General features: G+C 30.4%; 30 protein-coding genes. 5 read left to right on the forward strand and 25 right to left on the reverse strand.

Annotation, left to right across the window (positions count from 1 at the left end; genetic code table 11):
- The first annotated feature begins 13 nt into the window (after window positions 1-13).
- The 5 genes from Lupro_RS04910 to Lupro_RS04930 all read left to right on the forward strand — a co-directional run bounded on the left by Lupro_RS04910 (window position 14) and on the right by Lupro_RS04930 (window position 5,292).
- Window positions 14-385, forward strand: coding sequence for a DUF4870 domain-containing protein (locus tag Lupro_RS04910; protein WP_068206803.1), 372 nt, complete (start codon window positions 14-16; stop codon window positions 383-385).
- 34 nt (window positions 386-419) lie between these two features.
- Window positions 420-761, forward strand: a complete 342-nt coding sequence (locus Lupro_RS04915; protein WP_068206805.1) for a PadR family transcriptional regulator — start codon at window positions 420-422, stop codon at window positions 759-761.
- The gene (locus Lupro_RS04920; RefSeq protein WP_082703859.1) at window positions 758-2,491 is read left to right on the forward strand and encodes a PspC domain-containing protein; all 1,734 of its coding nucleotides are present in this window, start codon (window positions 758-760) and stop codon (window positions 2,489-2,491) included. The genes Lupro_RS04915 and Lupro_RS04920 overlap by 4 nt, the downstream gene beginning before the upstream one ends.
- Before the next feature lie 97 nt (window positions 2,492-2,588).
- Window positions 2,589-3,311: a head GIN domain-containing protein gene (locus Lupro_RS04925; protein WP_068206807.1), complete on the forward strand. Its 723-nt coding sequence runs from the start codon at window positions 2,589-2,591 to the stop codon at window positions 3,309-3,311.
- A 187-nt stretch (window positions 3,312-3,498) separates the two neighbouring features.
- Window positions 3,499-5,292: a hypothetical protein gene (locus Lupro_RS04930; RefSeq protein ID WP_068206809.1), complete on the forward strand. Its 1,794-nt coding sequence runs from the start codon at window positions 3,499-3,501 to the stop codon at window positions 5,290-5,292.
- 49 nt (window positions 5,293-5,341) lie between these two features.
- Here Lupro_RS04930 and Lupro_RS04935 read toward each other — a convergent pair whose 3' ends face one another.
- The 25 genes from Lupro_RS04935 to rplN all read right to left on the reverse strand — a co-directional run bounded on the left by Lupro_RS04935 (window position 5,342) and on the right by rplN (window position 22,268).
- Window positions 5,342-5,758: an RrF2 family transcriptional regulator gene (locus tag Lupro_RS04935; RefSeq protein ID WP_068206811.1), complete on the reverse strand. Its 417-nt coding sequence runs from the start codon at window positions 5,756-5,758 to the stop codon at window positions 5,342-5,344.
- Between the two features lie 30 nt (window positions 5,759-5,788).
- A complete protein-coding gene (ctlX, locus tag Lupro_RS04940; protein ID WP_068206813.1) occupies window positions 5,789-6,724 on the reverse strand; it encodes a citrulline utilization hydrolase CtlX in 936 nt (311 codons plus the stop codon).
- A 12-nt stretch (window positions 6,725-6,736) separates the two neighbouring features.
- Complete coding sequence (locus tag Lupro_RS04945; RefSeq protein WP_068206815.1) at window positions 6,737-7,693, reverse strand: arginase; 957 nt, start codon at window positions 7,691-7,693, stop codon at window positions 6,737-6,739.
- A gap of 115 nt (window positions 7,694-7,808) precedes the next feature.
- Window positions 7,809-9,095: a citrate synthase gene (locus Lupro_RS04950; protein ID WP_068206818.1), complete on the reverse strand. Its 1,287-nt coding sequence runs from the start codon at window positions 9,093-9,095 to the stop codon at window positions 7,809-7,811.
- A 161-nt stretch (window positions 9,096-9,256) separates the two neighbouring features.
- Window positions 9,257-10,585: a citrate (Si)-synthase gene (locus Lupro_RS04955; protein ID WP_068206820.1), complete on the reverse strand. Its 1,329-nt coding sequence runs from the start codon at window positions 10,583-10,585 to the stop codon at window positions 9,257-9,259.
- A 257-nt stretch (window positions 10,586-10,842) separates the two neighbouring features.
- Window positions 10,843-12,129: a phosphopyruvate hydratase gene (gene eno / locus Lupro_RS04960; protein ID WP_068206821.1), complete on the reverse strand. Its 1,287-nt coding sequence runs from the start codon at window positions 12,127-12,129 to the stop codon at window positions 10,843-10,845.
- A 144-nt stretch (window positions 12,130-12,273) separates the two neighbouring features.
- Window positions 12,274-13,380: a glutamine-hydrolyzing carbamoyl-phosphate synthase small subunit gene (carA, locus tag Lupro_RS04965; RefSeq protein WP_068206822.1), complete on the reverse strand. Its 1,107-nt coding sequence runs from the start codon at window positions 13,378-13,380 to the stop codon at window positions 12,274-12,276.
- Between the two features lie 105 nt (window positions 13,381-13,485).
- Window positions 13,486-13,953 carry a 50S ribosomal protein L17 gene (gene rplQ / locus Lupro_RS04970; protein ID WP_068206823.1) on the reverse strand — a complete coding sequence of 156 codons (468 nt, stop codon included), beginning with the start codon at window positions 13,951-13,953 and terminating at the stop codon, window positions 13,486-13,488.
- Window positions 13,954-13,991: 38 nt separating this feature from the next.
- Window positions 13,992-14,984 (reverse strand): DNA-directed RNA polymerase subunit alpha, encoded by a 993-nt coding sequence (locus Lupro_RS04975; RefSeq protein WP_068206825.1) that lies wholly within the window; start codon window positions 14,982-14,984, stop codon window positions 13,992-13,994.
- A 22-nt stretch (window positions 14,985-15,006) separates the two neighbouring features.
- Entirely contained in the window at window positions 15,007-15,612 is a 606-nt protein-coding gene (gene rpsD / locus Lupro_RS04980) for a 30S ribosomal protein S4 (protein WP_068206828.1), read from the reverse strand.
- An 84-nt stretch (window positions 15,613-15,696) separates the two neighbouring features.
- Window positions 15,697-16,080, reverse strand: a complete 384-nt coding sequence (gene rpsK / locus Lupro_RS04985) for a 30S ribosomal protein S11 (RefSeq protein ID WP_068206830.1) — start codon at window positions 16,078-16,080, stop codon at window positions 15,697-15,699.
- Between the two features lie 12 nt (window positions 16,081-16,092).
- Window positions 16,093-16,467, reverse strand: a complete 375-nt coding sequence (gene rpsM / locus Lupro_RS04990; protein ID WP_068206832.1) for a 30S ribosomal protein S13 — start codon at window positions 16,465-16,467, stop codon at window positions 16,093-16,095.
- Window positions 16,468-16,469: 2 nt separating this feature from the next.
- Window positions 16,470-16,586, reverse strand: coding sequence for a type B 50S ribosomal protein L36 (gene ykgO / locus Lupro_RS13130; RefSeq protein WP_010137061.1), 117 nt, complete (start codon window positions 16,584-16,586; stop codon window positions 16,470-16,472).
- Window positions 16,587-16,596: 10 nt separating this feature from the next.
- A complete protein-coding gene (infA, locus tag Lupro_RS04995; protein WP_068206835.1) occupies window positions 16,597-16,812 on the reverse strand; it encodes a translation initiation factor IF-1 in 216 nt (71 codons plus the stop codon).
- Between the two features lie 4 nt (window positions 16,813-16,816).
- On the reverse strand, window positions 16,817-18,151 hold the full coding sequence (secY, locus tag Lupro_RS05000; protein ID WP_068206837.1) for a preprotein translocase subunit SecY: 1,335 nt from the start codon (window positions 18,149-18,151) through the stop codon (window positions 16,817-16,819).
- Between the two features lie 12 nt (window positions 18,152-18,163).
- A complete protein-coding gene (gene rplO, locus Lupro_RS05005; RefSeq protein ID WP_068206839.1) occupies window positions 18,164-18,616 on the reverse strand; it encodes a 50S ribosomal protein L15 in 453 nt (150 codons plus the stop codon).
- Window positions 18,617-18,630: 14 nt separating this feature from the next.
- Window positions 18,631-18,813, reverse strand: a complete 183-nt coding sequence (gene rpmD / locus Lupro_RS05010) for a 50S ribosomal protein L30 (protein WP_068206841.1) — start codon at window positions 18,811-18,813, stop codon at window positions 18,631-18,633.
- Window positions 18,814-18,825: 12 nt separating this feature from the next.
- A complete protein-coding gene (gene rpsE / locus Lupro_RS05015; RefSeq protein ID WP_068206843.1) occupies window positions 18,826-19,350 on the reverse strand; it encodes a 30S ribosomal protein S5 in 525 nt (174 codons plus the stop codon).
- A 4-nt stretch (window positions 19,351-19,354) separates the two neighbouring features.
- Window positions 19,355-19,708: a 50S ribosomal protein L18 gene (gene rplR / locus Lupro_RS05020; RefSeq protein ID WP_068206845.1), complete on the reverse strand. Its 354-nt coding sequence runs from the start codon at window positions 19,706-19,708 to the stop codon at window positions 19,355-19,357.
- A gap of 17 nt (window positions 19,709-19,725) precedes the next feature.
- Complete coding sequence (rplF, locus tag Lupro_RS05025; protein WP_068206847.1) at window positions 19,726-20,271, reverse strand: 50S ribosomal protein L6; 546 nt, start codon at window positions 20,269-20,271, stop codon at window positions 19,726-19,728.
- 17 nt (window positions 20,272-20,288) lie between these two features.
- Window positions 20,289-20,687, reverse strand: coding sequence for a 30S ribosomal protein S8 (rpsH, locus tag Lupro_RS05030; protein ID WP_068206849.1), 399 nt, complete (start codon window positions 20,685-20,687; stop codon window positions 20,289-20,291).
- 62 nt (window positions 20,688-20,749) lie between these two features.
- Entirely contained in the window at window positions 20,750-21,019 is a 270-nt protein-coding gene (gene rpsN / locus Lupro_RS05035; RefSeq protein ID WP_068206851.1) for a 30S ribosomal protein S14, read from the reverse strand.
- A 2-nt stretch (window positions 21,020-21,021) separates the two neighbouring features.
- Window positions 21,022-21,573 carry a 50S ribosomal protein L5 gene (gene rplE / locus Lupro_RS05040; RefSeq protein ID WP_068206853.1) on the reverse strand — a complete coding sequence of 184 codons (552 nt, stop codon included), beginning with the start codon at window positions 21,571-21,573 and terminating at the stop codon, window positions 21,022-21,024.
- Between the two features lie 2 nt (window positions 21,574-21,575).
- Window positions 21,576-21,881, reverse strand: a complete 306-nt coding sequence (gene rplX, locus Lupro_RS05045) for a 50S ribosomal protein L24 (RefSeq protein ID WP_068206855.1) — start codon at window positions 21,879-21,881, stop codon at window positions 21,576-21,578.
- Between the two features lie 15 nt (window positions 21,882-21,896).
- A complete protein-coding gene (gene rplN / locus Lupro_RS05050; RefSeq protein WP_068206857.1) occupies window positions 21,897-22,268 on the reverse strand; it encodes a 50S ribosomal protein L14 in 372 nt (123 codons plus the stop codon).

Consider the following 22,268-nt stretch of genomic DNA (forward strand, 5'->3'; position numbering starts at 1 on the left):
ATAATCGAAATTTATGATTACACAAAACGATAAAAATTATAGTTCATTAACTCATCTTAGTAGTTTTTCAGGGTGGTTTTTCCCATTTGGAAATATTATTGTACCACTAGTATTGTGGTCTGCAAAAAAAAATGAAAGTTCATACATTGACACTCATGGGAAATCAGCTGTTGACTTTCAGCTAAGTTTACTTTTATATGGATTTTTACTTACTTTATTATTCATACCAATTGTTATTTTTACTTTAGGATTGGGTTTAATAGCAATTATTGTAGGTGTTATACCTGCAATACTCTTAAAAATTGCCTTAATTATTATTGCAAGTATGAAAGCGAGTAATGGAGAGTTTTACAAATACCCATTTACCATAGAGTTTATTAAATAACTATATGCTTTTAAATTATTAAATCTCAAAACTTATGAAGATAGAAAACACAAAAGCTCAAATGCGAAAAGGAGTTTTAGAGTATTGCATACTTTCAATATTACAACATGGAGATGCTTACACTTCTGAAATTATATCGCATTTAAAAGATGCAAAATTACTGGTTGTTGAAGGAACTGTTTACCCTTTACTAACTAGATTAAAAAATGCAGGTTTACTCAGTTACCGCTGGGAAGAATCAACATCAGGACCACCAAGAAAATACTATGCATTAACAGAAACAGGTAACTTTTTTTTAAAAGAATTAAACACTACTTGGAGTGAACTTGTAAAAGCCGTAAACTTAGTAACTACCAATAAACCAACTACAAAATGAACAAGACAATAAATATAAACTTAGGAGGTATCTTTTTTCATATTGATGAATTAGCTTATCAAAAATTAAAACTTTATTTAGATGCCATTAGACGATCTTTAAGTGATGACCCTCAAGGAAGAGATGAAATTTTAAATGATATTGAACATAGAATTGGTGAATTGCTTTCAGAAAGAATTAAGAATGAACGTCAAGTTGTTAATGAAAATGACATAGATGAAATCACTAAAATAATGGGGAAACCTGAAGACTATATGGTTGATGAAGAAATTTTTGAAGAGGAACCAACATATCGTTCTAAAACTTCTTCAAAAAAATTATTTAGAGATGGTGATGATAAATTTTTGGGAGGTGTATGTTCTGGATTAGCACATTATTTTGGTATGGACGTAACCTGGATGCGCATTATTTGGCTTATTTTATTTTTTGGTTTTGGAGTTGGATTTTTAATATATCCATTATTATGGATATTAATTCCGGTAGCTGAAACTACAGCTGAAAAATTACAAATGAAAGGAGAACCTGTAAATATTAGTAATATTGAACGTAAAATTAGAGAGGAGTTTCAAGATGTTACATCACGTGTTAAAGAGGGTGTTAGCAACGTAACCCATAAAGTTAATAGCGAAGAATTTAAAAATAAAGCAAAATCTGGTATGCAAGAAATGGTAGATACATTGGGGAAAATTATTCTTGCTATTTTAACTATTTTTGGTAAAATTATTGGTGCACTTTTAATTTTTATTGCTTCAGCAACTTTAATTGGGTTAATATTTGGAGCTTTTTCTTGGGGTAGTGTAGAAATATTAGGCTTTGGAAAAGATTATGTAAACTACCCTCCATTTTTTTATAACTCTGTTGTTCCCTCTTGGATTTTAATCTTATTTACTTTTATTGCTATTGGAATTCCATTTATAATATTGTTTATGCTTGGATTAAAAATTATTTCAAACAACGTAAAATCATTTAGCACAACCACAAAATTATCGTTATTAGGAGTTTGGATTATCTCTTTACTAGGCTTAGGCTTTGCAGGTATTAATTTTGCAACACAAACAGCATATGATGGTGTTTTTATCCAAAAACAAGATTTAACAATAGCAACTGACACACTAGTTGTAAAAATGATTGGTGATGATAACCTTTCGAATAAAAGTGAGTTAAGAAGACGTTATGATTATGAAACGGTATATGATAATGACGTACAAAAACTTTATTCAACTAGAATAAATGTAGCTATTAAACCTACCGATAAAACAATTGCCTATATTAAAATAAGAAAAGAGTCTGAAGGTAAAAATCGTTTAGCTGCAAACAATGACGCAGAAACAATTGAATACCAATTCAATTTAGAGGGTAAAAACCTATTACTGAATGGTTATTTCTTATCAGATTTCAAAAATAAGTTTAAAAGTCAATCTGTTGATGTTATTATTTACTTACCTATTAACTCAATAATTTATTTAAATAATTCTACGAAAACTTATTTAGATGATGTAGATAATATTCAAGACATACTCAATAGAGATATGCCAAAACATTATTTTAAAATGACTGAGAATGGATTAGAATGTTTAGACTGTAACCTGGCTATTTATGGAAATAATTTTAAAAATAAAAACAACCATTTTAAATTAGACATTGATAAAAATGGTTTAAATATAAAAGTAAAAGACGGTGATAAAAATGCAGAAATTAAAATTGATGAGAACGGAATTAAAATTGAATAATTACAGTTCATACTCCTAATTCAACAACTCATATAAAAAAATTATGTATCTCTTTCACTTTAAAATACTTTTGAAGTAACAAACAAAATAACTCTATATGAAAACTTTAACAAAAATAACAGCATTACTTGTAATTTTATTGACAACTTCTTCATGTTTTTTAGATGGAATAACAGGTATTCGAGGAAACGGAAAAGTAATTTCTGAAGAACGCACAATTAATTCTGATTTTGATAAGATTAAAGTACAGCAAGGAATTAATTTATACATAACACAAGGAAATTCAACAGGTTTAGAGGTTGAAGCAGATGAGAATATAATTGGCTTGTTGATTACTGAAGTAAAAGACAATGAATTAAACATCTATTTTGAAAAAAATGTTTACAGAGCAAAAGCACGTGATGTTTATGTAACAGCTACTAATATTTCTAAAATAAAAACATCTAGTGGAGCTTCAGTAAAATCTGATGACATACTGCAAGTCAACTCATTAAATCTTAATGCCAGTAGTGGAAGTTCAATTAAAATCTATGTAAATGCTGAAGAAATAACTAGTTCAGCCTCAAGTGGTGCAAACATAGATATTTTTGGAAAAACGACATCTTTTTCAGCAACAGCCAGCAGCGGTAGTTCAATTGATGCTGACGAATTAAAAACTGTTATCGCTTATGCAAAAGCAAGTAGTGGAGCAAATATAGATTTAAATGTTTCAAAGAAACTTACAGCAAAAGCAAGTAGTGGTGGTGATATTGATTATGAAGGCAACCCTACTGATGTTAACAAAGACACCTCTTCAGGAGGTCGTGTTTCAGGAAGCTAATTCCAATTTATATATTAAATTGTTAAGCCAATTTCATTATTATAATGAGTTGGCTTTTTTTGTTTAAATTTGTAAAACTTAACCTCCATAATAAAAAAAATGTTAATATTGATAAAATATTAACAAAATTTAACTGCAAGTTGCATACATTTGCATTTAATTATTTTTATAAAATGTATAAAATATTATGCAAAAAAGAAACACTACACATTCATTTCATATCCCTGTTATGGGAATTGCCTTTACAATAGATAGTCCTATTAAAATAGCTAAATATGGTATTTCATCTGTTATTTCAATTGTAGACGACTTTCTAGTAGAAAAAATGAATGAATATTACTCAAATAAATTTAAGATTCCATACAAAGCTATCTCAACAAAAGATGAAGACTATAGAGCCAAAAGAATTACTTCATATTTAAATACTGTTGACACAATAGCAAAACGCACATTTGACAATCTAAAACAAAGTTTTGAAGACAAGAGCAGTGAGTTTGAAAAATATATTGATTTGCTCCCAGATTTTTCTGACTTAAAACAAAGTTTTATCAAAAAGTATGAAAAGAACACTTTAAAAGAAGATGTTAATCAATGGATTGAAAACAATTTGAAACTTGGTAGTATTGATGTAAATATCATGACAAAGCTTGATAAAGTAAACTATCATAAAAAAGAACAATTACCTTCAGAATTTAACGATGCGCATGCTGCTTTAAGAGGTTTTGCAAATAGTACCTTGGAATCATCTGTTGTACTTTCTGCTGGAATGAATCCAAGATTATACAGTTATTTTGAAAAATTTAACGACTTTTTCCCAAACAAAAACAATATTCTAAAAAAGAAAATTATTTTAAAGGTTAGTGATTATAGATCTGCACTAATTCAAGGTAAATTTTTAGCAAAAAAAGGATTATGGGTGTCGGAATACAGAATAGAATCTGGTTTAAATTGTGGTGGTCATGCATTTGCTTCTGATGGCTATTTAATGGGACCTATTTTAGAAGAGTTTAAAAACCATAAAGATGATTTAATAAATGAAGTTCATACTATTCTGGTTTCAGCTTTAGAAAACAAAGAAAAACATGTTCCTAATACTCCTTTAGATTTAAAAATTACCGCTCAAGGTGGTGTTGGCACATCGGAAGAACATGAATTTTTATTAGATAATTACAATATTGATTCTGTAGGTTGGGGAACTCCATTTTTATTGGTTCCTGAAGTAACTACTGTTGATTCTGAAACTATTAAAATATTAGAAAAAGCTACGGAGAAAGACTTGTACCTGAGTGATGTATCTCCTTTGGGTGTTCCTTTTAACAGCTTAAAAGGAAGTACAAACGAAATTATTAAACACCATAAAATTAAAAACAACAACCCTGGTAGCTCTTGCCCTAAAAAGTTTTTAGTTTCAAATACAACTTATACAAAACAGGCAATTTGTACTGCTTCAAAAAAATATCAAACAATAAAATTGAAGGAATTAAATGAAGCTTCAGATTCTAGTGATTATAAAGAACAGTTCAATAAAATTACAGCAAAAACTTGTTTATGTGAAGGTTTATCAAATGCTGCTCTAATTAAAAATAATATTGAACACAAAGGTGAAAAACAAGGTGTAGCAGTTTGCCCAGGCCCAAATATGGCTTATTTCTCTAAAGAACTCTCTTTAAAAGAAATGGTAAACCATATTTATGGGAAAGCGAACGTTATTGCTACTAATAATCGCCCACATATGTTTATTAAAGAGCTAACAATGTATATTGATTATTTTTCAAATAAAGTTGATGAGGTTAAAGACTCTGTTTCTAGAAAGCAAGAGAAATATTTAACTACTTTTCAAAATAATTTAAACGACGGTATTGAGTACTATCAAGATTTATTTTCCACATTTGAATCTAATAAAGATACTTTATTACATGAATTAGAGACTTTGAAAAAAGAATTATTTAATATTAAAATACCCATTTTAGTTAAAGTTTAAACAAAAAAGGTCTTTCAAATGAAAGGCCTTTTTTGTTTAATACAATTTGTTATTCTCCACAATGAAAGTTGGCAAGTGTTTTATTTTCAAGTATTTTTAAAGTACTATCTCTAACTTCTGCCATTAAAATACTTAAACTACAAAGTTCTTCATTAACACAATCATCACATTTTTCATAATAATTTAAACTAACGCAAGGCAACATAGCTATTGGACCTTCAAGCACCCTCATAATGGTCGCTATTTTTATTTCTTTTGGATCTTTTAATAAGTAATAACCTCCTCCTTTTCCTTTTTTAGAGGACAGAATCCCACTCTTTTTTAAAGTTAATAAAATACTCTCCAAGTATTTTTGAGATATGTTTTCAGCCTTTGAAATATCAGAAATTAATACAGGAACATTTTTTTCCTGCTTTGTAAGGTAGCTTAGTGCTTTAAGTCCGTATTTTGTTTTTTTAGAAAGCATTTATAAAAATACTAAATGTAAATTAGATTATCATGTTTTTGGTAAAAATACTTCAGCCATCATACATCTGGCACTTCCTCCTCCACACGCTTCAATAGTATCAAGAGAGCTTTGTATTATTTCTCCATGTTTTTTAAGTCTATTCATTTGTTGTTTTGTTAAACTTTTGTAGGCAGAACTTGACATAACCATATAACGTTGATTATTGCGTCCTATAACTTGCAACATGTTACCCGTAAAATAATGTACTTGATCTTCTGTAATTGTTATAATTTCTTTACCATCATCTTTCAAATGTTTAAGCAAGTTTTTACGTTCTTTTTTATCATTAATGCTATCAGCACAAATTACTGAAAAATTTTCACCTAAACACATCATAACATTTGTATGGTAAATGGGCACTCTTACATTTTCAATTGTTTGATAAGATATAAAAGGCACAGGTGTATATTCAAAATCTTCACAAAATTCTATTAATAAATCTTCAGAAGCACGGGGTGATAATGCACAATAGGCTTTTCTGTTAACGCGGTCTAGCAATAAACTACCCGTACCTTCTAGAAATAGTTTTTCGTCTTCAGCTGAAGTGTAATCAACAATATTTTCAATGTTAAAACCTTTCTGCTCTAAAATATCTAAAATATCTTCTCTTCTTTCTAAACGCCTGTTTTCTGCAAACATTGGATATAAGCCAATGTCACCATTTTCATGAAAAGAAATCCAATTATTAGGAAAAATTGAATCTGGTGTATCAGTTTCTTTTATATCTTCAATTAAGATTACTTGTACTCCAATTTCTCTTAATTTTTCTACAAAGTTATCAAATTCCTGTAATGCTTTAAGTTGTATGGTTTCAGGTGTTAAATTATCCAATACTTTTTGATAGTAATTATTAACTGAGGTTTGTTCATTCATTCTAAACAAAATAGGGCGAATCATCAAAACAGTATTTGTAATTTGCTGCATAACAAATGTTAATTAAAGCGTTTTTTTAATGGCTTCCGTTGTTTCTTTTAGAACTTTAAAAGCAGTTTCAGCCATTTTATTTCCTTTATTATCTAATGTCGGATTTATTTCTACAACTTCAAAACATGAAACTTTTTTGGTTTTAACAAAGGCTTTAATAATGTCTATAATTTCAAATTCATCAAATCCCTTTGATACTGGTGTACCTGTTCCTTTTGAAATTAAATCACTATCCATACTATCAACATCAAATGAAATATAAATATGGTCACAGTTACTTAATTTGTTAATAGCTTCATTTAAACAATTATCAAATCCTCTATATCGCATCTCAGAAACTGTATAATTTTTAATATTATGCTTTTTAATAATCGCTTCTTCTTCTTCTTCAATATCGCGTACTCCAAAATAAATAATATCGCTATGTTTTACCTTAGAACCGTTAACACCAATGTTTTTCATTTGATTCCAATAATTTTTGGTTTGCTCAACAACATCATTTATTTTGTAATCTAAATTATCATCATTCAAAGCTGCAGCTAATGGCATTCCGTGGATATTACCTGTGGGAGATGTATATGGAGAATGAATATCTGCGTGAGCATCTATCCAAATTACTCCCAACGTTTTTTCTGGAAATGCAATTTTAATTCCACTAATGGTTCCTAAAGCTGAGGAGTGATCTCCAGAGAGAATAATTGGGAAATTATTACTGTTTAAGTTTTTGGCAACACTTGTACTTAAACGTGTACAAACTTGTAAAACACTTCCAATTCTTTTAGCGAATGAATTATTTTCTTTATTATAAATTGTTTCATTTTCTGTTTCAATATCTTCAAACGGATAACAATTAAAATAATTATCATTCATATTTATAGCTGCAATTTCTATTGCATCAACTCCCATATCTGAACCACGAGTTCCTGCTCCAATATCAGATCTATTTTTAATAAGTTTAATTGTTTTCATTCAATATTTGTTTTACGAAAGTACTTAAAATTAAATTTATAATTAATTTTCAAAAAAACAGTCTTACTTTTTAGCAAGACTGTTTAATGGTTTATATATTATTAATATCGTAAGATTAACGTTCTTCAAATGATTTAAAAGGCCGTAAAGTTTCTCCAATATATAATTGACGTGGACGTCCAATTGGTTCTTTATTTTCACGCATTTCTTTCCATTGAGCAATCCAACCTGGTAAACGACCAATAGCAAACATTACAGTAAACATTTCAACAGGTACTCCTAAAGCTCTATATATAATTCCTGAATAAAAATCTACATTTGGATATAATTTACGTTCAGCAAAATATGGATCTTTCAATGCTACTTCTTCTAGATGTTTTGCAATTTCTAGAATAGGATCATTTAAGTTTAAGTCTTGAAATAACTCATCGGCTGCGTTTTTAATAATACGAGCTCTTGGATCAAAGTTTTTATAAACTCTATGTCCAAATCCCATTAAGCGAAATGGGTCATTTTTATCTTTAGCCTTATTTATAAATTTCTCAACATCACCACCGTCTTTTCTAATTTGCTCTAGCATTTCTAAAACTGCCTGATTTGCACCTCCGTGCAATCTCCCCCACAATGCAGATACTCCTGCTGAGATTGAAGCAAACAAACCTGCTTCAGAAGATCCAACAATACGCACTGTTGAAGTTGAGCAGTTTTGCTCGTGATCTTCATGTAAAATTAATAACTCATCCAATGCTTTAACTGCAATTGGATTAATTTTATATTCTTCAGTAGGTATTCTAAATAATAATTGCATTAAATTAGATATATAATCTAAAGAGTTGTCTGCATAATTTAATGGCAACCCATCATTTCTCCTATGTGCCCAAGATGCAAGAACAGGAAACTTTGCTAGTATTTTAACAATGGCCTGATACATTTCTTCTTTAGAATTTATATCAACAGTATTTGAGTTAAAAGCAGTCAATGCACTTGTTAAAGAGGATAGCATTCCCATTGGGTGAGCAACTTTAGGGAAACCATCTATAATATTTTTCATCTCTTCATTAATAAGTGAATGTGATTTTATATCATCTTCAAATTTTTTGAATTCAGATTTCGTAGGTAATTCTCCAAAAATTATTAAAAAGGCTACTTCTAAAAAACTTGCCTTTTTTGTTAATTCTTCTATTGCATATCCTCTATGGCGCAAAATTCCTTTCTCTCCATCTAAAAATGTAATTTTACTAGTACATGAACCTGTATTTTTAAATCCTGGATCAATTGTAATTACTCCTCCTGTAACTGTTCTTAATGATTTAATATCTATGGAAACCTCATTTTCAGACCCTCTAATAATAGGAAATTCATAAATTTTACCATCAAGTTCTAATTTTGCTATATCTGACATATTTTTATTTTATACTGTTTTGAATTTAATGTTTAAACTTACCAAATTTACGAAATATAATTGTGTTCAAAAAGTTTTTTTAAACAGTATTTACCCTAAAAAAACCTTGATGTTTATGGTTAAAACATCAAGGTTTTTTCTTGTTTATAAAACTATTATTTCTACTCTATTTCAGCCATCTCTTTTTTAATTCCAACCATTTCTTCAAGCATATCTGTTGTAACAGATTTAGGTCTTTCAAGTGCATAACCTAACGCCCTATCCCAAATAATATTTGATAACACACCAAATGATCTTCCTATTGAAAATAATACGGTGTAAAAATCATATTGAGTTACGCCATAATGCCATTGAACAACACCTGATTGAGCATCTACATTTGGCCATGGATTTTTTGCCTTTCCTTGTTCTCTCAAAATATCTGGTACAACTTTATAAAGAGCATCAACATATTTAAATAAATCATCATCTGGTAAGTTTTTTAAACAAAACTCTCGTTGAACAGTATATCTTGGATCGGTTTTACGTAAAACCGCATGTCCGTAACCAGGAATGACTTGACCTTTATTTAAAGTATCCCAAACATATTTTTTCATTTCTTCTTCTGAAGGTATTTTACCTCCCATTTGATCTTTAAGCCCTTGTAACCAACGTAATACCTCTTGGTTTGCTAAACCGTGTAATGGGCCTGCTAAACCATTAATCATAGCTGAAGTTGCATAATAAACATCTGACAATGAACTAGCCACTAAATGACCTGTATGTGCACTAACATTTCCGCTTTCGTGATCGGCATGTATTATAAAGTACATACGTGATACATCATCATACGGTTTATCTTTACCCATCATATAAGCAAAATTTCCACCTAAGTCTAAGTTAGGATCAGGGTATCTATGCCCATTTTCAGGATGATATAATTTGTTATAGATATAGGCTCCAATTAATGGCATTTTTGCAATTAGGTTTGTTGCATCTTCATAAGTAGAATCCCAATAATCCATTTTACTCATCCCTTTTCTATATTTAACATTAAAATGAGATTCTCTTTCTAAACTCATTACTGCTGCTGATAATATTGCCATTGGATGACTATTGCTAGGGAAGGCATCTATAACATCCCAAACATAATGAGGTACTATACGTCGATTTTTAAAATCAACTTTTAATTCTTCAACTTCTATTTCTGTAGGAATTTCCCCCGTTAATAGTAAAAAATATAAACCCTCTACATATGGCATATCTGCGCCTTCTGGTTTTGGTAATTTTTCCAAAACTTCTGGTAATGTAAAACCTCTATAACGTATCCCTTCAAATGGGTCTAAATAAGAAATATCTGTAACCAAACTTTTAATACCTCTCATACCTCCAATTGCTTGAGATACTGTCACTTGATCAATAACCTTATCTCCATATTCTTTCACTAACTTGGTAGTTCGTAATCGGTGTTCTTGAATTTTTTCATACAACTTATCTTTCAATGTACTCATGATATTTAATCTTTTAATAATTAATTTCACTCAAATTTACGACCCAAACACTCGAATAAAACTGATATTTATCATATTCATTTTGTAATGTAACAATAATCACTCTGAAAAACAGCAGTTTGCAACTTAACATACTGATTTAAATTTGATATTCAGGTATCTTTTATTCAAAAAAAAACCAGCAAAGAAAACTTCACTGGTTTTAAAATTTTATGAATCTTAACTTAAATTAAGATTAAAAATATGTTTTACTAATATTAAATTTTAAATGCTTTCATTTGAGGAAAAAAAGCTGTACTACCTAATTCTTCTTCAATACGAAGTAATTGATTATATTTTGAAATTCTATCGGTTCTAGATGCAGATCCCGTTTTAATTTGCCCCGTGTTTAATGCAACGGCTAAATCTGCAATAGTAGTATCTTCTGTTTCTCCAGAACGGTGTGAAATAACACAAGTATATCCTGCATTATGAGCCATATTAATAGCTGCAATAGTTTCTGTTAGGGTTCCAATCTGATTTAATTTTATTAAAATAGAGTTTGCTGATTTTTCCTCAATACCTCTTTCTAATCTTTCAACATTTGTTACAAATAAATCATCTCCTACTATTTGAACTTTTTCTCCAATAGCTTCTGTTAACAATTTCCATCCTTCCCAATCGTCTTCAGCCATACCATCTTCAATAGAAATTATTGGATATTTTTCAGATAATTCTTTCAAGTATGCAACTTGTTGTTCTGAATTTCTCACTGCTCCCTTTTCACCTTCAAATTTTCTGTAGTCATATTTTCCATCTACATAAAACTCTGATGATGCAGGATCTAAGGCAATCATAACTTCTTCACCAGCTTTATAACCCGCTTTAGTAATTGCTTTTATTACAGTTTCTAAAGCATCTTCAATATTTTCAAAATTTGGTGCAAAACCACCTTCATCTCCAACAGCAGTACTCAAACCTCTATCTTTTAATATTTTTTTAAGATTGTGGAAAATTTCAGTCCCCATCTTAATGGCTTCTGTAAAGTTATTAGCCAATACTGGCATAATCATAAATTCTTGAAATGATATAGGGGCATCTGAATGTGAACCTCCATTAATAATATTCATCATTGGAACTGGTAACGTATTTGCACTTACCCCTCCAACATATCTATACAATGGTAAGTCTAATTCATTTGCCGCAGCTTTAGCAACTGCTAATGAAACACCTAAAATTGCATTTGCTCCTAATTTTGATTTATTTGCTGTACCATCTAATTGAATCATTGCATTATCAATTAGATTTTGTTCAAAAACTGAAAATCCTAAAATTTCTTCAGCAATAATTTCATTTACATTTTTTACAGCTGTTAAAACTCCCTTTCCCATATAATCATTTCCACCATCACGTAATTCAACAGCTTCATGTTCTCCTGTTGAGGCTCCTGAAGGTACTGCTGCTCTACCTAAAACTCCGTTTTCTGTCACTACATCAACTTCTACTGTTGGATTTCCTCTTGAATCAAATATCTGACGTGCATGAACACTTATAATCATACTCATTTTACTATAATTTTAATGGTTATTTTCTTATTCAAAGTTACAAATAAAAAGGTTAAATTATCTTAGTTACAAAACCTTTTATACGATAACGTTTTCGTTTTAAAATTAAAAAACCACTAAGATACTATATTAGTGGTTTTTTATTTATTTTTTTGATTTTTTAATATTCTCTATGAACTGATCAAACAGATAGGATGAATCGTGTGGGCCTGGACTGGCTTCTGGGTGGTACTGAACTGAAAAACAATTTTTATTTATCATTTTCATACCTGCCAAAGTTTCATCATTTAAATGAATATGTGTTATCTCAAAATCTGGATGGTTTTCAACATCTTCTTTTTTCACTACAAAACCATGGTTTTGAGAGGTTATTTCTCCTTTTCCTGTTATTAAATTTTTAACAGGATGATTAATACCCCTATGTCCGTTATGCATTTTATAGGTGGTAATATTACTGGCCAAAGCAATTACCTGATGCCCCAAGCAAATACCAAATAAAGGTAAATTTCTTTTTATAATTTCTTTTGCTAAATTTTGAGCTTCTTTTAAAGGTTCTGGGTCACCTGGTCCATTTGACAGGAAAAATCCATCAGGGTTAAAGTCATTCATCTCTTTAAAAGAAGTATTAAATGGAAATACTTTAATATAACAATCTCTTTTTGCTAAATTTTTTAAAATATTCTTTTTTATACCTAAATCAAGTGCTGATATTTTATAGCTAGAATTTTCATCTCCAAAAAAATAAGGCTCTTTTGTAGAGACTTTCGAAGCTAATTCTAACCCTTTCATTTTAGGAGTTAATTTTAACTGTTCTTTTAAATTCTCAATATCAGTCTCTGTAGATATTACAGCATTCATAGCTCCTTTATCTCTAATGTATCGAACAACTGCTCTAGTATCTACGTTAGAGATGGCCATTATATTTTGTTTTTCAAAATAATTTTTAAGTGAATCTTGGGAGCCATATCGTGAATAATTGAAACTGAAATTTTTACAAACTAATCCTGAAATTTTAATTGTATCAGATTCATTTTCTTTTTCATTTACACCATAATTACCAATATGTGCATTTGTTGATAACATTATTTGTCCGAAATAGGATGGGTCAGTAAATACCTCTTGGTAACCCGTCATAGCAGTATTAAAACAAATTTCACCAAAAGAGGTACCATCTTTACCTATTGACATACCTTCGAACACGGTTCCATCAGCTAATAATAAAATTGCTTTTTTGTGTTTTGTATAGTTCATATATAAATTTACACTTATTAGTAATTAATAACTTCGTTTTCAAATATAAAAAAAAGGATAAACTATTTAAAGTCTATCCTTGTTAATGTTATTAAAGAGTTTTCATTAATTTGTTTCTTTATTTTCCTCAGTAGTTTCAATAGCTTTTTCAGATTTCTTAGTTTTACCTCTACGAGTGGTTTTCTTTTTCTTAGTCCCGTTAGGATTGTAAGTTGTATTATAATCAACTAATTCTACCATTGCCATAGGTGCATTATCTCCCTGACGATTTCCTAACTTAATAATACGAACATAACCTCCTGGTCTTTCAGCAACTTTAACAGAAACTTCTTTAAATAATTCAGTAACTGCATATTTATTTCTTAAGTAACTAAAAACAACTCTACGGTTATGGGTAGTATCATTTTTAGATTTTGTAATTAAAGGCTCAACAAATTGACGTAAGGCTTTTGCTTTAGCAACTGTTGTATTAATTCGTTTATGCTCAATTAAAGAACAAGCCATATTAGCAAACATAGCTTTTCTATGAGCTGTTTGTCTTCCTAAGTGATTAAATTTCTTTCCGTGTCTCATTTTCTATATCTTATCTTAATTAAAACTTTCGTTTTAAATTAATCTTTGTCTAATTTATATTTACCCAAATCCATTCCAAAGTTTAAACCTTTATTATGAACCAATTCATCTAGTTCGGTTAAAGATTTTTTACCAAAATTACGGAACTTCATCAAATCATTTTTGTTGAAAGATACTAAGTCTCCTAAAGTATCAACTTCAGCAGCTTTTAAACAGTTTAATGCTCTAACTGATAAATCCATGTCAACCAATTTAGTTTTAAGTAATTGGCGCATATGTAATGATTCTTCATCATAGGTTTCTGTTTGAGCTATCTCATCTGCTTCTAAAGTAATACGCTCATCTGAGAATAACATAAAGTGATGAATTAATATTTTGGCTGCTTCTGTTAAAGCATCTTTAGGTGTTATTGAGCCGTCAGTAGTAATATCAAATACTAATTTTTCATAATCTGTTTTTTGTTCTACACGAAAATTTTCAACAGCATATTTAACGTTGATTATTGGTGTAAAAATTGAGTCTGTAAAAATTGTACCCAATGCAACACCCGATTTTTTATTTTCTTCAGCAGGTACAAAACCTCTACCTTTCTCTATTGAAATTTCAAAATCTAATTTAACTGATTTTTCCATATTACAAAGAACTAAATCATGATTTAGTACTTGAAATCCTGAAATAAATTTCTGTAAATCACCAGCAGTTAATTGTTCTTGATTAGAAATAGAAATATTCACTATTTCTTTATCAGAATCCTCTATTTGTTTTTTAAAACGTACTTGCTTTAAATTCAGTATAATTTCAGTTACATCTTCAACAACACCTTTAATTGTTGAAAATTCATGTTCAATACCTTCAATACGAAGTGATGTTATTGCAAAACCCTCTAATGAAGATAGTAACACTCTTCTTAAAGCATTACCAACAGTTAAACCAAACCCAGGTTCTAACGGTCTAAATTCAAATCTACCACTAAAATCGGTAGAATCAATCATAATTACTTTATCGGGTTTCTGAAAATTTAAAATTGCCATAATTGAATTGGTATCTTTAAAATTATTTAGAGTATAACTCTACTATTAATTGTTCCTTAATATTTTCTGGAATTTGCATTCTTTCTGGTACACTTACAAAATTACCTTGTTTAGTCTCAGAATTCCAAGAAAGCCATTCGTAAACATCATTTCTATTAGCTAAAGAATTTTCAATAGCAGCCAATGATTTTGATTTTTCTCTTACAGCAACAACATCTCCAGCATTTAATGAAAATGAAGGAATATTTACTAACTCACCATTTACTGTAATATGACGATGAGAAACTAATTGGCGTGCTGCACTACGACTAGGTGCTATACCCAATCTATATACTACATTATCTAAGCGAGATTCACAAAGTTGTAATAAAATTTCACCTGTAATACCTTTACTACTAGATGCCTTTTTAAATAAATTTGAAAATTGTTTTTCTAAGATACCGTAAGTATATTTTGCTTTTTGCTTTTCGGCTAACTGGATTGCGTATTCAGATTTTTTTCCTCTACGTCTATTGTTTCCGTGTTGTCCTGGAGGATAGTTTCTTTTTTCAAAAGATTTATCTTCTCCAAAAATTGCTTCTCCGAATTTACGGGCAATTTTAGTTTTTGGTCCTGTATATCTTGCCATTTTTTATAGTTAAGTGATAGGGATTATGAATTAAGGCTAATCCTTCGATAATCTAAATCCTATCTGTTAAAATTTAAATAATTATTATACTCTTCTTCTTTTAGGAGGTCTACATCCATTGTGCGGTGCAGGAGTTACATCAATAATTTCAGAAACTTCAATTCCAAAATTATGAATAGATCTAATTGCTGATTCTCTTCCATTACCTGGTCCTTTCACATATACCTTTACTTTTCTCATTCCTGCTTCATGTGCTACTTTTGCACAATCTTCAGCAGCTAATTGAGCGGCATAAGGAGTGTTCTTCTTAGAACCCCTAAATCCCATTTTCCCAGCTGATGACCAAGAAATTACATCTCCTTTTTTATTAGTTAAAGATATAATTATATTGTTGAATGAAGCTGTGATATGTGCCTCACCAACTGTCTCAACAATAACTTTACGTTTTTTTGAACTTGCTTTCGCCATAATATTTAGTTATTATTTAGTTGCTTTTTTCTTGTTAGCTACAGTTTTACGCTTACCTTTTCTAGTTCTAGAATTATTTTTAGTTCTTTGACCTCTTAAAGGTAATCCAGATCTATGACGAATACCTCTATAACATCCAATATCCATTAAACGTTTAATGTTTATTTGAATTTCAGAACGTAATTCACCTTCAATTCTGTACTCTCCTACTTGCTCTCTAATGTCGTGAATTTCCTGATCAGTCCAATCTTGAACTTTTGTACCTTCATCAACTTTTGCTGTAGCTAAAATTTCTTTAGCTCTACTTTTACCTATTCCAAATATGTATGTTAAAGCTATTACACCTCTCTTGTTTTTTGGAATATCAATACCTGCTATTCTTGCCATAACTATCCTTGTCTTTGTTTAAATCTAGGATTCTTTTTATTGATTACATATAATCTGCCTTTTCTACGCACAATTTTGCACTCGGCACTTCTCTTTTTTATTGATGTTCTAACTTTCATCGTTTATACTTTAATATCTGTAAGTAATTCTTGCTTTTGTTAAATCATATGGGCTCATTTCTAACTTCACTTTATCACCTGGTAATAATTTAATGTAATGCATACGCATTTTACCTGAGATGTGAGCTGTTACAATATGCCCATTTTCCAACTCTACACGAAACATTGCATTTGACAATGCTTCTGTTATTGTACCATCTTGTTGTATTGCTGGTTGTTTTGCCATTTTATTATGCTAATGATTTTCTTTTAGTTCCTTTTTTCATTAAACCATCATAATGTCGATTTAATAAATGTGAGTTAATTTGTTGAATAGTATCAATAGCTACACCAACCATAATTAACAATGATGTTCCTCCATAAAATAAAGCCCAAGATTGTGTTAACCCAAAATTAATAACTATTGATGGTAAAATTGCCACTAAAGCTAAAAATAAAGATCCTGGAAATGTAATTAAAGATAAAATTCTATCCAATAACTCCCCTGTATCTTTCCCTGGTCTAATTCCAGGTATAAAACCTCCACTTCTTTTTAAATCATCTGCCATTTTATTGGTAGGTATTGTAATTGCGGTATAAAAATAACTAAATATTATAATTAAAAAAGCAAACAATAAATTATACCATAGGCCAAACATATTGGAAAACTCAATTCCAATAGTTTTTACGGTTTGATTGTCAGATCCTGCCATCAATGCAGGTGCAAACATAATTGCTTGTGCAAATATAATTGGCATTACACCTGATGAATTTAATTTTAGTGGAATATAATCTCTTGCCCCAGCTACATTCTTAATATTACCGGCTACAGTTTTTCTTGCATATTGAACCGGTATTCTACGAACTGCTGTAACTAAATAAACTGAAACTAGAATTACTAAAAGCCAAACTATTATTTCAATCAAAATCATTATTAATCCACCATTGGATGCTGTAACTTTTGAAACAGCTTCTTGTATAAAAGCACCTGGAAAACGAGCAATTATACCAATCATAATTAACAATGATATACCATTACCAATACCTTTATCTGTTATTTTTTCACCCAACCACATAGCAAAAATAGTTCCTGCAGTTAATACCACCATAGATGTTATCCAAAACATACTTCCGCTAATATAAAATGCTGATTCAGGAATTAACCTATATATATTAGCAATATAAGTAGGCCCTTGAACCATTGTAATAGCAATAGTTAACCAACGTGTAATTTGATTTATTTTTTTTCTTCCACTTTCACCATCTTTTTGTAGTTTTTGTAAATATGGAACCGCAATTCCCATTAATTGCACTACAATTGAAGCAGAAATATAAGGCATAATACCCAATGCTACTACTGATGCTTTTGCAAAAGCTCCACCAGTAAACATGTCTAACAATCCTAATATTCCACCACCGCTGGTTTGGTTTTTAAGAGCTGCCTGAGCAACAGAAATATCAATACCTGGAAGTGGTACCTGTGCGGCAAAACGATAAATTGCCATAAATCCAAGTGTTAATAGAATCTTATTTCTAAGTTCTTCTATACTCCAAATGTCTCTAATGGTTTGAATTAATTTTTTCATCTATAATAATTATTATAACGTTTCAGCTGAACCACCTGCTTTTTCAATAGCAGCCTTTGCAGTTGCAGTATATTTATGAACAGTTACATTTAATTTTGCTTTTAATTCTCCATCTCCTAGAATTTTAACTAGGTCATTTTTACCAGCCAAACGGTTCTCAATTAAAACATCTAATGTTACAGTATCTTTAATTATATTTTTATCAACCAATTCTTGTAATTTATGTAAGTTTACTCCTACATATTCTTTACGATTAATATTTGTAAAACCAAATTTAGGAACACGTCTTTGTAAAGGCATTTGACCTCCTTCAAAACCAACTTTTCTAGAGTATCCCGAACGAGATTTAGCTCCTTTATGACCTCTTGTTGCCGTACCTCCCTTTCCTGAACCTTGTCCTCTACCTACACGCTTACCTTGTGTTTTAACCGATCCTTTTGCAGGTTGTAAGTTATTTAATGTCATCTTTTTATAAAATATTATTTAATTTCTTCAATAGAAACTAAGTGTTTAACCGTATTTACCATTCCAATAATTGCTGGAGTAGCATCATGTTCAACAACTTGATTCATTTTATGCAAACCAAGCGCCTCAAGAGTTCTTTTCTGATTTTGAGGTCGTCTAATTTTACTTCGTACTTGTGTTACTTTTATTTTCGCCATCGTAATACTTTTTTAACCATTAAATACTTTTTCCAAAGAAATTCCTCTCTCTTTGGCAATCATACCTGCACTACGAAGCTGCAATAACGCATCAAATGTTGCTTTTACAACATTATGAGGGTTTGATGAACCTTGTGATTTTGAAAGTACATCATGTACTCCTACAGACTCCAGTACGGCACGTACTGCTCCACCAGCAATAACTCCAGTACCATGTGAAGCAGGCTTTAAAAACACTCTTGCTCCACCATATTTACCTTTTTGTTCATGAGGTAATGTTTTCTTGATAATTGGAATTCTAACTAAGTTTTTCTTAGCGTCTTCAATCGCTTTTGCAATTGCAGATGCCACATCTTTAGATTTACCTAATCCTTGGCCTACAACTCCATTCCCATTTCCAACCACAACAATAGCTGAGAAACCAAAAGCTCTACCACCCTTAGTTACTTTTGTAACTCTTTGCACACCAACTAGGTGATCTTGTAGTTCTAACCCGCTAGGTTTAACTCTTTCTACGTTTTTGTATTTATGATACATAATATTAAAATTTTAAACCTGCTTCTCTTGCAGCTTCTGCTAGAGCTTTAACTCTACCGTGATACAAAAATCCATTTCTGTCAAATGCAACTGTTTCAACACCTGCTTTAATTGCTTTTTCAGCGATATTTTTACCAACTAATTTTGCAACTTCTGACTTTGAACCTACTGATTCAATTTCTTTATCTCTTGATGATACAGATATTAAAGTAACACCCGATTTATCATCTACTAATTGAGCATACATTTCTTTATTACTTCTAAATACAGACAATCTAGGTCTAGAAGCTGTTCCAAAAATAATTTTTCTAATTCTATGCTTAATTCTTTGTCTTCTTTCAAGCTTTGATAATGCCATAATACTTTTCTATATTATTATGCAGATTTACCTGCTTTTCTTCTTAATAATTCTCCAACAAATTTAACTCCTTTTCCTTTGTAAGGCTCTGGTTTACGTAAAGAACGAATCTTAGCCGCAACAGCTCCTACAAGTTGTTTATCAAATGAAGTTAATTTAACAATTGGGTTTTTTCCTTTTTCTGATATAGTTTCAACTTTAACTTCAGGAGCAACATCTAAAACTATATTGTGTGAAAATCCTAGGGCTAAATCTAAAACTTGACCTTGATTACTAGCTCTATACCCTACACCAACAAGTTCTAATTCTTTAGTCCAACCTTTTGAAACACCAATAATCATATTGTTCAATAAAGCTCTATATAAACCATGCTTTGCTTTATGGCTTTTACTATCAGATGGCCGTTGTAAAGTAATTTTACCTTCTTCAACTTCAACCTTAATATCATCTGTAATTTCTTGAGATAACTCTCCCAATTTACCCTTTATAGTAACAATGTTCTCATTAATTTTAAATGTAACACCTTCTGGTAACGTAATTGGGTTATTTCCTATTCTTGACATCTTTGTTTAGTTCTTTATTAATATACGTAACATAAAACTTCTCCCCCAACATGTTCTTGACTAGCTTTTTTACCGGTCATAACACCATGTGATGTAGATACAATTGCTATTCCTAATCCGTTTAATACGCGAGGCATCTCATCTGCACCTACATATCTACGAACTCCTGGTGTACTTACACGTTGTAATTTTTTTATAACTGAAGCTTTTGTTGCTCTATCATATTTCAAAGCTATTTTAATTGTACCTTGTACATTATCGTCATCAAATTTATAGCTTAGTATATAACCTTGTTCAAATAAAATCTTGGTTATTTCTTTCTTAACTTTCGAAGCAGGAACTTCAACTACTCTATGCCCTGCCATTATAGAATTTCTAACTCTAGTTAGATAATCTGCAATTGGATCTGTAATCATATATATTAATTTACGGTCTTGGTTTTCAATAGTTATATTGAACCTAAAACCAATTTAAAATTTTACCAACTAGCTTTTCTTACTCCAGGTATTAAACCTTGGTTGGCCATTTCACGAAATGTTACACGTGATATTCCAAACTGTCTAATATACCCTTTTGGTCTTCCTGTTAATTTACAACGGTTGTGTAAACGTACTGGTGATGCATTTCTCGGAAGTTTTTGTAATGCTTCATAATCACCAGCTTCTTTTAAAGCTTTGCGTTTTTCAGCATACTTATCAACTAACTTTTGTCTTTTTACCTCACGGGCTTTCATTGATTCTTTAGCCATCCTTAATTCTTTTTAAACGGTAAACCTAATTCACTTAATAATGATTTTGCTTCTTTATCAGTTGAAGCAGATGTTACAAATGTAATATCCATACCACCTATTTTATTTACTTTATCAATATCAATTTCTGGGAAAATGATTTGTTCAGTAATACCTAAGTTGTAATTTCCTCTACCATCAAAACCATTTGCTTTGATTCCGTTAAAATCTCTTACACGAGGTAAAGATGCAGTTACCAATCTATCTAAAAATTCATACATTTTTACACCGCGTAAAGTTACTTTTACGCCAATTGGCATACCTTTACGTAATTTAAAAGCTGCAACATCTTTTTTAGATATGGTTGATATTGCTTTTTGACCAGATATTTTAGTCAATTCATCAACGGCATAATCAATTAATTTCTTATCAGCTACTGCAGCACCAACTCCTTTGCTAATTACAATTTTCTGTAACTTAGGAACTTGCATTACATTTTTATAACTGAATTCTTCAGTAAGAGCTTTTATAACTCTATTCTTATATTCTTCTTTAAGTCTTGGTATAATAGCCATAACTAAATTGCTTTATCAGTTTTTTTAGAAATCCTAACTTTTTTTCCGTCTTCCATTCTATAACTCACTTTTGTTACTTCTCCACCTTCTAGTAACATTAAATTTGAGATATGAATTGAAGCTTCTTTTTTCACAATTCCACCTTGTGGGTTTTGTGCGCTAGGTTTTGTATGCTTCGATATCAAATTGACACCCTCAACAATTGCTCTGTTTTTACTAAGGAAAATTTGAACTATTTTCCCTTCCTCTCCTTTATGGTCTCCCGCCATAACTCTAACTGTGTCTCCTGATTTTATCTTTAACTTCATCTTTATTATCGTTTATTAAAGCACTTCAGGTGCTAGTGATACAATTTTCATAAACTGTTTTTCCCGAAGTTCTCTAGCAACAGGTCCAAAAACACGTGTTCCTTTCATTTCACCAGAAGTTGCATCTAACAATACACAGGCATTGTCGTCAAATCTAATATAAGATCCATCTTTTCTTCTAATTTCTTTCTTCGTTCTAACAACTACTGCTTTAGAAACTTGACCTTTCTTAACAGTTCCGTTTGGTGTAGCATCTTTAATGGTTACAACAATTTTATCACCAATAGACGCATATCGTCTTTTAGTTCCTCCTAAAACGCGGATAACTAAAACTTCTTTTGCTCCAGTATTATCAGCTACTCTTAATCTTGATTCTGTTTGTAACAT

This window comes from Lutibacter profundi, from assembly GCF_001543325.1.
Taxonomy (GTDB): Bacteria; Bacteroidota; Bacteroidia; order Flavobacteriales; family Flavobacteriaceae; genus Lutibacter; species Lutibacter profundi.